Annotated in this window: 11 protein-coding genes; 4 read left to right on the forward strand and 7 right to left on the reverse strand. The window is 71.3% G+C overall.

Annotated elements, in window-relative coordinates; translation table 11 throughout:
• A partial coding sequence (locus ACTIR_RS23695) for a DnaJ domain-containing protein (RefSeq protein ID WP_034240403.1) occupies positions 1 to 327 on the reverse strand: 327 nt, incomplete at its 3' end.
• Positions 328 to 454: 127 nt separating this feature from the next.
• On the reverse strand, positions 455 to 1480 hold the full coding sequence (gene hrcA, locus ACTIR_RS0115495) for a heat-inducible transcriptional repressor HrcA (RefSeq protein WP_026454960.1): 1026 nt from the start codon (positions 1478 to 1480) through the stop codon (positions 455 to 457).
• Positions 1481 to 1776: 296 nt separating this feature from the next.
• Here hrcA and ACTIR_RS0115500 point away from each other — a divergent pair, with 296 nt between their 5' ends.
• Both ACTIR_RS0115500 and ACTIR_RS0115505 read left to right on the forward strand, forming a co-directional pair.
• Positions 1777 to 2151, forward strand: coding sequence for an SSI family serine proteinase inhibitor (locus ACTIR_RS0115500; protein WP_026454961.1), 375 nt, complete (start codon positions 1777 to 1779; stop codon positions 2149 to 2151).
• Positions 2152 to 2226: 75 nt separating this feature from the next.
• On the forward strand, positions 2227 to 4332 hold the full coding sequence (locus tag ACTIR_RS0115505; RefSeq protein WP_026454962.1) for a catalase: 2106 nt from the start codon (positions 2227 to 2229) through the stop codon (positions 4330 to 4332).
• A gap of 79 nt (positions 4333 to 4411) precedes the next feature.
• Here the strand turns inward: ACTIR_RS0115505 and ACTIR_RS0115510 are convergent, their stop codons facing one another.
• On the reverse strand, positions 4412 to 5644 hold the full coding sequence (locus tag ACTIR_RS0115510) for a serine hydrolase domain-containing protein (protein WP_026454963.1): 1233 nt from the start codon (positions 5642 to 5644) through the stop codon (positions 4412 to 4414).
• Positions 5645 to 5698: 54 nt separating this feature from the next.
• A complete protein-coding gene (locus ACTIR_RS0115515; RefSeq protein ID WP_026454964.1) occupies positions 5699 to 6505 on the reverse strand; it encodes a siderophore-interacting protein in 807 nt (268 codons plus the stop codon).
• A gap of 157 nt (positions 6506 to 6662) precedes the next feature.
• Here ACTIR_RS0115515 and ACTIR_RS0115520 point away from each other — a divergent pair, with 157 nt between their 5' ends.
• A complete protein-coding gene (locus ACTIR_RS0115520) occupies positions 6663 to 8372 on the forward strand; it encodes a GMC family oxidoreductase N-terminal domain-containing protein (protein ID WP_026454965.1) in 1710 nt (569 codons plus the stop codon).
• Between the two features lie 13 nt (positions 8373 to 8385).
• Positions 8386 to 9009 carry a TetR/AcrR family transcriptional regulator gene (locus ACTIR_RS0115525; RefSeq protein WP_026454966.1) on the forward strand — a complete coding sequence of 208 codons (624 nt, stop codon included), beginning with the start codon at positions 8386 to 8388 and terminating at the stop codon, positions 9007 to 9009.
• Positions 9010 to 9139: 130 nt separating this feature from the next.
• Here ACTIR_RS0115525 and ACTIR_RS0115530 read toward each other — a convergent pair whose 3' ends face one another.
• The 3 genes from ACTIR_RS0115530 to ACTIR_RS23700 all read right to left on the reverse strand — a co-directional run.
• Positions 9140 to 9802, reverse strand: coding sequence for a histidine phosphatase family protein (locus ACTIR_RS0115530; RefSeq protein ID WP_026454967.1), 663 nt, complete (start codon positions 9800 to 9802; stop codon positions 9140 to 9142).
• A gap of 112 nt (positions 9803 to 9914) precedes the next feature.
• Positions 9915 to 10670 carry an SDR family oxidoreductase gene (locus ACTIR_RS0115535; RefSeq protein WP_007024202.1) on the reverse strand — a complete coding sequence of 252 codons (756 nt, stop codon included), beginning with the start codon at positions 10668 to 10670 and terminating at the stop codon, positions 9915 to 9917.
• A 69-nt stretch (positions 10671 to 10739) separates the two neighbouring features.
• On the reverse strand, positions 10740 to 12152 hold a 1413-nt coding region (locus ACTIR_RS23700), incomplete at its 5' end, for an acyl-CoA synthetase (RefSeq protein ID WP_034240405.1).

The raw sequence follows: 12152 nt of genomic DNA on the forward strand, positions 1-12152 counted from the left end.
GCGCCCGCGCGCCCCGCCCGCGGCGGCGCCGAAGAAGGCGTCCATGATGTCGCCGAGACCGCCGAAGCCCGCGAACGGGTCCCGGCCACCGCCGCCCGCGGCGGCGCCGTTGTCCATCGGGTCGCCGCCCATGTCGACGATCTTCCGCTTCTGCGGGTCGGACAACACCTCGTAGGCGGTGGTGACCTCACTGAACTTCTGCTGCGCGTCCTCGGACGGGTTGACGTCGGGGTGCAGCTCGCGCGCGAGCTTGCGGTACGCGCGCTTGATCTCCTGGTCACTCGCGTTGCTCGACACCCCGAGGGTGCCGTAGTAGTCGTTGGCCACCGTCTTGCCGTCCTCCTACGAGAAAATCCTGAAAGCTGTGCGCCGGGCCCCGTCCCGCGGCCCCGGCCGGTGCGGCCCCGTCGTGCCCGCCCGCCGGACAGGGTATTCGCGCCGGTCGGCGGACCGACTATTTGCCGGCCACGATCCGCCCCACGTAGTTGGCCACCGCCCGCACGGCGGCGATGGTGCCGGGGTAGTCCATCCGGGTCGGGCCGACCACGCCCATGCCCCCCAGCAGCATCTCGTCCGAGCCGTAGCCGATGGACACGACCGACGTGCTCCGCATCTGCTCGTCCTCATTCTCCTCACCGATGCGCACGGTGACGGCACCGGGGTTGCGTGCGGCCTCGAGCAGTCTCAGCACGACGACCTGCTCCTCCAGCGCCTCCAGCACCTGCCGCAGCGAGTTGGGGAAGTCGGCGACGTTGCGGGTCAGGTTCGCCGTGCCGCCGAGCACCAGCCGTTCCTCGGGGTGCTCGACCAGCGACTCGACCAGCACCGAGCTGACCCTCGCGACCGCGTCCCGCAGTTCCGCCGGCGCCTGCTCCGGCAGCTCGGCGACCCGGGTCGCCGCGTCGCCGAGGCGCTGACCGGACAGGGTGCTGTTGAGCATCTCCCGCAGCCGGGCCACGGTGTCCTCGTTGATCACGTCACCGAGGTCGACGGTGCGCTGGTCGACGCGCCCGGTGTCGGTGATCAGCACGATCATCAGCCGGGCCGGGGTGAGCGCGACCAGCTCCAGGTGCCGCACCGTCGAGTTCGTCAGGGTCGGGTACTGCACGACCGCGACCTGGCGGGTCAGCTGGGCCAGCAGCCGCACCGAGCGGCGCAGGACGTCCTCGAGGTCCACGGCGCCCTCGAGGAACTGCATGATGGCCCGCCGTTCGGCCCCGGAGATCGGCTTGATCTCGGAGAGCCGGTCGACGAACATCCGGTAACCCTTGTCGGTCGGGATCCGTCCCGCGCTCGTGTGCGGCTGGGCGATGTAGCCCTCCTCCTCGAGGGCCGCCATGTCGTTGCGGACCGTGGCGCTCGACACACTCAGGTTGTGCCGGTCGACCAGCGCCTTCGACCCGACCGGCTCCTGGTTCGAGACGTAGTCGGCAACGATGGCGCGCAGCACCTCGAACCGGCGTTCCTCCGCGGTGGACACCGGAACCTCCTCTCGTCGCCGGGGACCACCCCGAGTTTACGTGGATCGGCCTCCGCCCCGACCCGGACCGACGGGGCGGGACCCGAGGAGAACACGGTCGACCCACCCGGCCCGGACCGCGGTGACCGACGTCTCGGTGACACTGCTCACGGCCACCCGGGTGGCGCCGCGCCGGGGAACCCGCGGGCGCGCCTCCCGGGCACCACCGTCCGTAGCCACCACCTCGCCCGTTCGAGTGGACACAATCATCCGGTCGAGTACACAGGTTCGCTCGAAGGCGTGCCGATAACGGCCACATGGCCTTGATCTCAGCGACAACCGTGACCGCATGCACGATCGCCGCCGTCTGTTCGGGCGCCCCGGCCGCAACTCCCGAGTCCTCCCTGGTGCTGAGCCTGCGGGGAACGACGGGGCCGGAGCGTGTCGTGCACCTGACCTGCTCCCCCGACGCCGGGACCCATCCCCGGGCCCGGGCCGCCTGCGCGGCGCTGACCCACGCGGGGGGCGACTTCGCACGGCTGCCCGTGAAGGACTCGACCTGCACGATGGTCTACTCCCCCGTCCGCGCCCGGGCGCACGGGCACTGGCAGGGGGATCCGGTGGACTACTCCACGGAGTACGCCAACCGGTGCGTTGCCGACGCACGCTCGGGCGGGGTATTCGGGTTCTGAGGCCGTTTCCGCCGACCACGGCCGGGTAGCCGCCCCCGGAGCAGTCGAGCAGAACCGACGGGGAGGCAACCGGCCGTGGCACAGCAACGTCGTGACGAGAAGGACCGCCAACTCGACCAGTTCCGGGTGTCGCAGGAGGACACCGAACTGACCACCCAGCAGGGTCTCAAGGTCGACCACACCGACGACTCGCTGACCGTGGGCGAACGGGGCCCGACGCTGCTGGAGGACTTCCACTTCCGGGAGAAGGTCACCCACTTCGACCACGAGCGGATCCCGGAACGGGTGGTGCACGCACGGGGCTCGGGCGCGTACGGCTACTTCCAGCCGTACGACTCGTGGTTGTCGGACTACACGACCGCCCACTTCCTCACCGACCCGAACCGGCAGACGCCCACGTTCGTCCGGTTCTCCACCGTCGCGGGCTCGCGCGGCTCCGCCGACACCGTCCGCGACGTCCGTGGCTTCGCCACCAAGTTCTACACCGACCAGGGCAACTACGACCTGGTCGGCAACAACATGCCGGTGTTCTTCATCCACGACGGGATCAAGTTCCCCGACTTCGTGCACGCGGTGAAACCGGAGCCGCACAACGAGATCCCGCAGGCGCAGTCCGCCCACGACACGCTGTGGGACTTCGTGGGCCTGCAACCGGAGACCATCCACATGATGATGTGGCTGATGTCGGACCGGGCACTGCCGCGCAGCTACCGGATGATGCAGGGCTTCGGCGTGCACACGTTCCGGCTGGTCAACGCCGAGGGCACGGGCACCTTCGTCAAGTTCCACTGGACGCCGAAGCTGGGCACGCACTCCCTGGTGTGGGACGAGACCCAGAAGATCGCGGGCAAGGACCCGGACTACAACCGGCGCGACCTGTGGGACGCCATCGAGGCCGGGCACTACCCGGAGTACGAACTGGGGGTGCAGCTCGTCGACGAGTCCGACGAGCACCGGTTCGACTTCGACCTGCTGGACGCCACCAAGATCATCCCGGAGGAGGAGGTTCCCGTGCGGCCGGTCGGGCGGATGGTGCTCGACCGCAACCCGGACAACTTCTTCGCCGAGACCGAGCAGGTGGCGTTCCACACCGCGAACGTCGTGCCCGGCATCGACTTCACCAACGACCCGCTGCTGCAGGCCCGGAACTTCTCGTACCTGGACACGCAGCTCATCCGGCTCGGCGGGCCGAACTTCGCCCAGATCCCGGTGAACCGCCCGACCGCGCCGGTGCACAACAACCAGCGCGACGGCTACATGCAGGTCCAGGTGCACCGCGGGCAGGCCCCGTACCACAAGGACACCCTCGACGGCGGCTGCCCGGCGATCGCCGACGCCGGCGCCTTCACGCACTACCAGGAGAAGGTCGAGGGGTACAAGATCCGCAAGCGCAGCGAGAGCTTCCAGGACTACTACTCGCAGGCGACCCTGTTCTGGAACAGCATGTCCGAGGTGGAGGCGGAACACATCGTGGCCGCCTTCCGGTTCGAACTCGGCAAGGTACGGCACAAGCCGATCCGGGAACGGGTGGTCGAACACCTCAACCACGTCGACCACACCCTCGCGGTCCGCGTCGCCCGCGGTATCGGGGTGGACCCCCCGGCCGAGGCCGCCCGGCCGAACCACGGTCGGTCGTCGCCCGCGCTGTCCCAGCTCAACACCCGGATGGACCGCCCGGAAACCCGCGCGGTCGCGGTGCTCACCGCCGACGGCGCCGACACGGCGGGCATCCGGGCGCTGATCTCGGCACTGCGGGAACGGAAGGTCCTCGTCGAGGTGCTCGCGCTCACCGAGGGGCAGGTGGAACCGGCCACCGGCGAGGCCGTCACCGCCGACCGGGCCGTGAACACCATGGCGTCGGTGCTCTACGACGGGGTCGTCGTGGCCTCCGGGGCGGACGCCGTGTCGACCCTCTCGGACGACGGCTACGCGGTGCACTTCGTGGCCGAGGCGTACAAGCACGCCAAGCCGGTCGCCGCGTTCGGGGCGGGCGTGGACCTGCTCCGCACCGCCGGGGTCACCGACCGGCTCGCCGACGGCCCGGACGTCGTCGACGACAAGGGGGTGCTCACCACCACGGCCGATCAGGACTCGCTGCCCGACGACCTCGCCGCGCGGCTGGCCGACCGCCTCGCCGGGCACCGCAGCTGGGAACGCGTCACCGACGCGGTCCCGGCCTGATCCGGCCTGATCAGGGCGACGGCGGGTCCGCGTTCCGTGTCCCCGGGTGGACGGAGCGTGGACCCGCCGTGCGCGTGCGTCAGACCAGGGCCTGGTAGACGAGTTGCCGGAGTTGTTCCCGCAGCGGGTGGGTGCTCGACGGCAGGAGCTGGGTGAACAACAGCACCGTCAGCTCCTCGGCCGGGTCCACCCAGAACGCCGTGGACGCCGCACCGCCCCAGGCGTACTCCCCGGCGCTGGACAGCGTCCTGGCCTTCACCGGGTCGCGCAGCACCGAGAAGCCGAGCCCGAACCCGTGCCCGTCGAACGGCATTTCGGCGAACAACGGCCTGCCGAACCGCTCCAGGTCCGCGTCACCGGGCAGGTGGTTGCGGGTCATCAGCCCGACCGTGCGCGGGGACAACAGTCGCACCCCGTCGAGTTCGCCGCGACGCAGCAGGAACTGGGTGAACCGGTGGTAGTCGGCGGCGGTGGAGGCCAGGCCGGCCCCGCCCTGCAGGCAGTCGGGCCGTTGCTTGATCGCGTCGCCGAAGGCGTCGTTGCGCACGGCCCGTCGGGTGCCGGGTTCGGGCACGTACAGCGCCGCGAGCCGGTCGTGGTCCGCGGGGTCGACGTGGAAACCGGTCTCGGTCATCCCGAGCGGACCCAGGATGTGCTCGGCGAAGAACTCGTCCAGCGGCTGCCCGCTGACCACCTCGACGAGCCTGCCGAGCACGTCCGAGGCCACCGAGTAGTTCCATTCGGTGCCGGGTTCGAACACCAGGGGAAGGTCCGCCCAGAGCTCGCTGCACGCGGCGAGGTCCTTGCCCGGCGGCACGCTGGAGTCGAACCCCGCCTCGCGGTAGAGCGCGTCGACGGGGTGGGCGTAGTGGAATCCGTAGGTGAGTCCGGCGGTGTGGGTCAGCAGGTGCCACACCCGGATCGGCTCGGTGGCGGGCACGGTCACCGGTTGCGTGCTCGATCCCTTGACGAACACGCGCATGTCGGCGTATTCGGGCAGCCAGTGGTGGATCGGGTCGGTCAGGGCGAACTCGCCCCGCTCGAACAGCATCATGGCCGCGACCGAGGTCACGGGTTTGGTCATGGAGAAGATCCGCCACCGGGTGTCGTCGGCGACCGGGAGCCCCGCCTCGACGTCCCGGTAGCCCCGGCGCGCGACGTGGGCGATCCGGCCGTGCCGCGTCACCACCGTCAGCCATCCCGGCAGCAGTCCCTCGTCCACGTACCGGCCGAGCCGGTGGTCGATGCGGGCCAACCTGCCCGGGTCGAAGCCGAGTTCGGCCGGGTCCGCCTCCACAGTGAGTTCCGTCATGATCTCGTTCTACCGGAGAACGGACCGCGCGTGGCCGACTTCGCCGCACCCGGGTCAGGCCATGAACTGTTTCTTCTCCGCACGCCAGGACTCGTCGTCGCGGCCCCTGCGCCAGTACCCGGAGAGCGACAGCAGTCTCTTGTCGAGGCCACGTTCGGACAGCAGGTGCCGACGGAGCTCCTTCATCGCGCCGGCCTCGCCGTGCACGAACGCCTGCGCCCGGCCCTCGGGGAATTCGAGCGCGCGCACCGCCTCGACGAGGTCCTCCCCGGCGTCGCGGTGCAGCCACCGGATCTCGGCGTCGCCCTTGGTCGGCAGCGGCTGTTCCTCGGCGGCGTCGGCCACCGACAGCAGCACCCGCACGGGCATCCCCTCGGGCACCGCCTCCAGGGACGCGGCGACGGCGGGCACCGCGGCGTCGTCGCCGACGAACAGGTGCCAGTCCACGTCCGCGCCCGGCGCGTACTTGCCCCCGGGGCCCAGCAGCAGCACCTCGTCACCCGGCCGGGCGCTGCGCGCCCAGGGGCCGCCGAGTCCGACCTCGCCGTGGTACAGCACGTCCAGCGCCAGTTCCCCGGCGTCCGGGTCGTGCTGCCGCACCGTGTACGTGCGTTTCCGCGGGCGGTCCGCGGGCTCCAGTCCGTCCTTCAGGGCCGCGGTGTCGAGGGGCTCGGGGAGGTCGACCCCGGGCACCGGGAACAGCACCTTGACGTAGCTGTCGGTGCAGCCGGTCGCGGGGAAGGAGGCCAGGCCGGGGCCACCGAGTACCACCCTCGTCATGCACGGGGTCACCCGCTCGGTGCGGACGACCTCGGTCCGCCACACCGGCTTGCCGCCGCGGTCCTGTTCCCGATCGGCCATGCCGGGTTCCTCCACTCGTCGCGGCGGGCTCCACGGACCCACCTCGTCTTAGGCTTACCTAACCGCCAGGCTAGCCCCCGCACCGCGGGGGGCCGCAACCACCGGACGCTCGATCGCGTTTCTTGACAAGTTGCCAACAACAGACGACGGTTACCGCATGACGCGGTTCGACCACGATGTCGTAGTGATCGGTTCCGGATTCGGTGGCAGCGTGAGCGCCCTGCGCCTGACCGAGAAGGGCTACCGGGTGGGGGTCCTGGAGTCGGGCAGACGGTTCGCCGACCACGAGTTCGCCGACACGTCGTGGCACCTGCGCGACTACCTGTTCGCCCCGAAGGCCGGCTGCACCGGCATCCTGCGCATCACCCCGCTGCCGGACGCGCTCGTGCTCACCGGGGCGGGCGTCGGCGGCGGCTCCCTGGTCTACGCGAACACCCTCTACGAACCGCCGGACGCCTTCTACGCCGACCGTCAGTGGTCGGGCATCACCGACTGGAAGGCCGAGCTCGCGCCGTACTACGACCAGGCCAGACGGATGCTCGGCGTCACGACCTACCCGCGCACCACCGCGGCGGACGAGGTGATGCGCGAGGTCGCCGACGACATGGGCATCGGGCACACCTACCGCTCCACCCCGGTGGGCGTGTACTTCGGCGACGACGACACCGAACCCGGACAGCGTGTCGACGACCCCTTCTTCGGCGGCGCCGGCCCCGAGCGGCGCGCGTGCCTGCACTGCGGCGAGTGCATGACCGGGTGCCGGCACGGCGCGAAGAACACCACGGTGAAGAACTACCTGCACCTGGCCGAGCGGGCGGGCGCGCAGATCCGTCCGCTGACGACGGTGACCGAGGTGCGCCCGCTCCCCGGGGGCGGCTACGCGGTGGCCTGCGCGCACACCACGCGGCCGTGGCGACGGTGGACCGTGACCGCCGAACAGGTCGTCTTCTCCGCCTCGGCGCTGGGGACCCAGCGGCTGCTGCACCGGATGCGGGACACGGGTGCGCTGCCCCGGATCTCGGACAAGCTGGGTGTGCTGGCGCGGACGAACTCCGAGGCCGTGCTCGCCGCCCGCACCACCCGCGACGACACCGAGTACCACCGCGGCGTGGCGATCACGTCGTCGATCCACCCGGACGAGGTCACCCACGTCGAGCCGGTGCGCTACGGCAAGGGCAGCAACCTGCTGGGGCTGCTCGGCGCGGTGCTCACCGACCCCGTCCCCCGGATGCCGCGGTGGCTGGCCGGACTGCGCGAGATGCTGCGCAACCTGCGCAGGCTCCCCGCCCTGCACAACCCCCGGCGGTGGTCGGAGCAGACGATCGCGCTGCTGGTGATGCAGACCCTGGACAACTCGGTGACCACCTACACCCGCCGCGGCCTGTTCGGCAGGCGGATGCGCACCCGGCAGGGCGCGGGCGAGCCGAACCCGACCTGGATCCCGGCGGGCCACGAGGTCACCCGCCGGGTCGCGGACAAGATCGGCGGCATCCCGGGCGGCGGCTGGAACGACCTGTTCAACGTCCCGTTGACCGGGCACTTCATCGGCGGGTGCGTGATCGGGGACTCGCCGGAGAACGGGGTGGTGGACCCGTACCAGCGGCTGTACGGACACCCCGGGCTGCACGTGGTGGACGGCTCCACGATCTCGGCGAACCTCGGTGTCAACCCGTCGCTGACCATCACCGCGCAGGCGGAACGGGCGATGGCGATGTGGCCGAACAAGGGCGAGGCCGATCCGCGGCCGGAACCGGGCTCGCCCTACCGGCGGGTGGCACCGGTGCGGCCGAACCACCCGATCGTGCCCACCGAGGCACCCGGGGCGTTACGTCTGCCCATTTCCCCGGCGAAGCCGGGGAGCCCGTGAGAAACTGCCCGCCATGACGACCGAATCGGTGCCGAGATGGCGAAGGCTGGAGCCGGACGAACGGAAGGAACAGATCTTCGCCTGCGCCGCCGCACTGTTCGGCGAACGGCCCTACGCCGAGGTGTCCACCTCGGACATCGCCGCCCACGCCGGGGTGGCCCGGGGGTTGATCAACCACTACTTCGGCACGAAACGGGAGCTCTACCTCGCGGTCGTCCGCCGGGCGCTGGACATCCCGCACACCGCGATCACCGAACTCCCGGAGGGATCGCTGGAGCAGCGGGTCGAGGCCGCGGTCGACTGGTTCCTCGGCATGGTGAGCGCACAGGAGAAGATGTGGCTCGCCGCGATCACGCCCGAGGGCATCGGCCGGGACCCGGACGTCGAGCGGATCCTGGACGAGGCCGACCGCACCGCCGCCGACCGGGTCCTGGAGGCGATGGGCTTCGCCACCACCGACCCCCGGTGGGAGCAGTACAACGCCGTGCTGCGGTCCTACGGGGGCCTGGTGAAGGTCGCGGGCAGTGAATGGCTGGTCCGCGGCAGCCTCGACCGCACACAGGTGCACACCCTGCTCAGCCACGTCCTGCTGACCCTGGTCACGGACGTCCTCCCCCGACTGCACCCCACGCCGTGAGCCCCCCGGCACCCCACCGGGTGCCGTGAAGGACCCCTTCCCTGCGTCCGGTGCCGTGAAGGACTCCTTCGCTGCATCCCACGCAGGCAAGGGGGCCTTCACGGCACCACCCCGTCACGGGAGGCGGCGGTCAGCGGTAGGTGAGCAGGTGAGCGGTGTCGCCGTCGAAGTGGGCGTGCTCGTTGAAGGACAGCAGGGTGGTGCCGGACCGGCCGGTGACCAGTTTCGAGATCCCGCCGTTGGCGGCCACCCGGTTCAGGGTGAGCAGTCCGGTCGCCGGATCACCGAGCAGCGCCCCGCACAACGTCGCGATCACTCCGCCGGAGCTGAACACCACGGCCTGTTCCCCCTTGCCGACGACCGCGACCAGGTCGTCGAGCGCGGCGCGGACCCGGGTGCGGAACTCCGGCCACGTCTCGGCGCACGGGCTGTCCTCCCCGGCGTCGACCCACTCCCGCAGCGCGGTGTCCAGCGCCGCCTGGAACGCACGGGGGTCGGCGCGGTCCTGGGCGGCCCCACCGCCGTGGTGGGCGGTGATGTCGGTGTGGTCGTACTCGTTCCACCGGACGTCCTCCTTAAGCCCGGTGCCCGGTGCCGCCTCGGCCAGCGCCAGCTCCCCGGTGGACCGTTGCCGGGACAGCGTGCCGCTGCGGACCTCGCTCACCGCGACCTTCCTGCGCAGCAGTTCCGTGCCGACCAGGCGGGCCTGCGTCGTGCCGCGGTCGGAGAGCACGTCGTAGTCGTCCGCACCGAACGACGCCTGTCCGTGCCTGACCAGGTAGATGGCGCCCATCGGAGTCCTTTCCGTGTCCCGGCTCTTCTCCCGCGCTCCGGTCACCGGCCGCCGCGGTCACCCGCCGCGGGCCCGTCCCTTGTACCGCACCCGTCGACACGGGCGGGCCGGTTCAGGTGAGTTTGCGGAGCAGTCCGGCGGGCAGGGCGCGGACGAGCACGCTCAGCGGCGCCCACGGCCACGGCGGGATGTAGGCCTTCGCCTGTTCCTTCTCGATCGCCCGGACCAGCGCGCGGACGCCGGCCGCGCTGCCGGTCAGCAACGGGGTCCTGCCGGACTTGCGGCCGGTCATCTCCGACTCGATGTAGCCGGGCAGCAGCGTGGTGACCCGGATCGGGGTCGTCAGCGTGTCGGCGCGGATACCGTCCGCGAGCGTGCTCACCCCGGCCTTGGAGGCGGCGTAGGCGGTGAGGTTGCGCGGCATCCCCCGCACGGCGCTGAACGAGGACACGACCACCAGATGTCCGGCGTTCTGCTCCCGGAAGATCGCCGTCGCGGCCTCGCACTGGGCCAGGCCCGCGACCGTGTTGGTCTCGACGGTCTGGCGGTTGGCCGCGAAGTGGCCGGTACCGACGGGCTGCCCCTTGCCCAGTCCCGCGTTGACCACGACACGGTCCAGGGTGCCCAGCTCGGTGCGGAACTCGTCGAACACCGAGAACACCCGGTCGTGGTCGTTGACGTCGAGTTCGCGCACGACGACCTTGATGCCCGGATAGCGTTCGGTGAGCTCGGCGGCCAGCGTGTCGAGCCGGTCGCGCCGGCGCGCACACAGCCCGAGGTTGCGGCCCCGGGCGGCGAACTCCCGGGCCATGCCCTCGCCGAGCCCGGAGCTGGCGCCGGTGATGACGATGTTGGTACGAACGGCCATGCCGAGACCCTACCCTCAGGTAACCGGCCTGCGTCCGGGCCCGGGTACCGCGTGCGCGGCCCGCCCCGGTCAGGAGAGCTCGTTGCGCAGCACCTTCCCGGTGCTGTTGCGCGGCAGCCGCGGCAGGAACGCGACGTCCCGGGGAACCTTGTACCGGGCGAGGTTGGCGCGCACGTGGTCCCGCACCCCCTCGGCGTCCAGGGACGCGCCGTCCGTGGTGACCACGAACGCCTTCAGCCGCTGGCCGAAGTCGTCGTCGTCGACGCCGAGCACCGCCGCCTCGACGACCTCGGGGTGGTCCACCAGGATGTTCTCCACCTCGACCGGGTAGACGTTCTCCCCGCCCGAGACGATCATCTCGTCGTCCCGGCCGTCGATGAACAGCAGGCCGTCGGCGTCGAAGTGTCCGACGTCGCCGGTGGCGAGCAGGCCGTCCAGGACGTCCTTGGTCCGGCCGTCGGTGTAGCCGTCGAAGGCCAGGCCGCTGCCGACGAACACCCGGCCGGTCACCCCCGGCTCGGTGATGCGCCGGTCGTTGTCGTCGTACAGCGCGACCCGGCAGCCGACGGGCGGGCGGCCGACCGTGCCCGGCGCGCGGCGCCAGTCCTCCGGCGTCGCGACCGTGGCGACGGCGACCTCGGTCGAGCCGTACAGGTTGTGGATGACGTCGCCGAACAGTTCGGTGGCCCGGTTGCCGAGGTCGGGCGAGAGTGCCGACCCGGCCACGAAGATGATCCGCAGACGGGACGTGTCGTACTGCGCGCGGGTCTCCGGGGGGAGGTCGACGAGGCGCTGCAGCATGGTCGGGACCAGCACGAGCGCGGTGCAGCGGTGCTCGGCGACGCCGCGCAGCACCGTCTCCGGGTCGAACTTCCGCCGCAGCACCACGGTGCAGCCCAGCGCGCAGGAGAGGATGAACTGGGAGAGCCCGGTGGCGTGGAACAGCGGCGCGGCCATGTAGGTGGCCTCGCCCACGCGCAGCGGGATGCGGTCGAGGAACTGGGCCGAGTCCAGCGGGGACACCTTCGGCCGGGGGGCGCCCTTCGGGGTGCCGGTGGTGCCGCTGGTGAGCAGCACGAGTCCGCCCGGCTTCTCCGGTGGCGGGACGGTGCGGTCGTCGGCGGCACCGATCACCGAGTCCAGCGTGGGTACGGTGCCGGAGTCGGCGTCGTCACCGGAGTCGGTCCAGGACAGGTAGCGGTCGACACCGGTGATGTCACCGAGCAGGTCGGTGAACTCCTCGTCGTAGACCAGCACCCGCACGTTCTCGCGCTCGGCCACCGCGGTGAGCTGCGGCTTGGCGAAGCCGGTGTTCATCAGCAGCACCGGCGCGCCGAGCTTGCCCGCGGCGAGCATGGTCAGCACCAGCCCCCGGTGGTCGCGGCAGAGCGCGGCGACGGTGGTGCCCTGCCCGACCCCGCGTGCGGCCCAGGCCCGCGCGAGGGCGTTCGACCGGAGGTCGAGCTGCCGGAAGGTCAGCGG

Origin of the sequence: Saccharomonospora iraqiensis subsp. iraqiensis, from assembly GCF_000430445.1 — a bacterium.
Classification (GTDB): domain Bacteria; phylum Actinomycetota; class Actinomycetes; order Mycobacteriales; family Pseudonocardiaceae; genus Saccharomonospora; species Saccharomonospora iraqiensis.

Excerpts from the sequence above, each read along its gene's own strand:
- ACTIR_RS0115525 (WP_026454966.1), top strand. The coding sequence starts at position 8,386 with ATGACGACCGAATCGGTGCCGAGATGGCGAAGGCTGGAGCCGGACGAA.
- ACTIR_RS0115535 (WP_007024202.1), bottom strand. The coding sequence starts at position 10,670 with ATGGCCGTTCGTACCAACATCGTCATCACCGGCGCCAGCTCCGGGCTC.
- ACTIR_RS0115510 (WP_026454963.1), bottom strand. The coding sequence starts at position 5,644 with ATGACGGAACTCACTGTGGAGGCGGACCCGGCCGAACTCGGCTTCGAC.
- ACTIR_RS0115515 (WP_026454964.1), bottom strand. The coding sequence starts at position 6,505 with ATGGCCGATCGGGAACAGGACCGCGGCGGCAAGCCGGTGTGGCGGACC.
- ACTIR_RS0115530 (WP_026454967.1), bottom strand. The coding sequence starts at position 9,802 with ATGGGCGCCATCTACCTGGTCAGGCACGGACAGGCGTCGTTCGGTGCG.
- ACTIR_RS0115500 (WP_026454961.1), top strand. The coding sequence starts at position 1,777 with ATGGCCTTGATCTCAGCGACAACCGTGACCGCATGCACGATCGCCGCC.
- ACTIR_RS0115520 (WP_026454965.1), top strand. The coding sequence starts at position 6,663 with ATGACGCGGTTCGACCACGATGTCGTAGTGATCGGTTCCGGATTCGGT.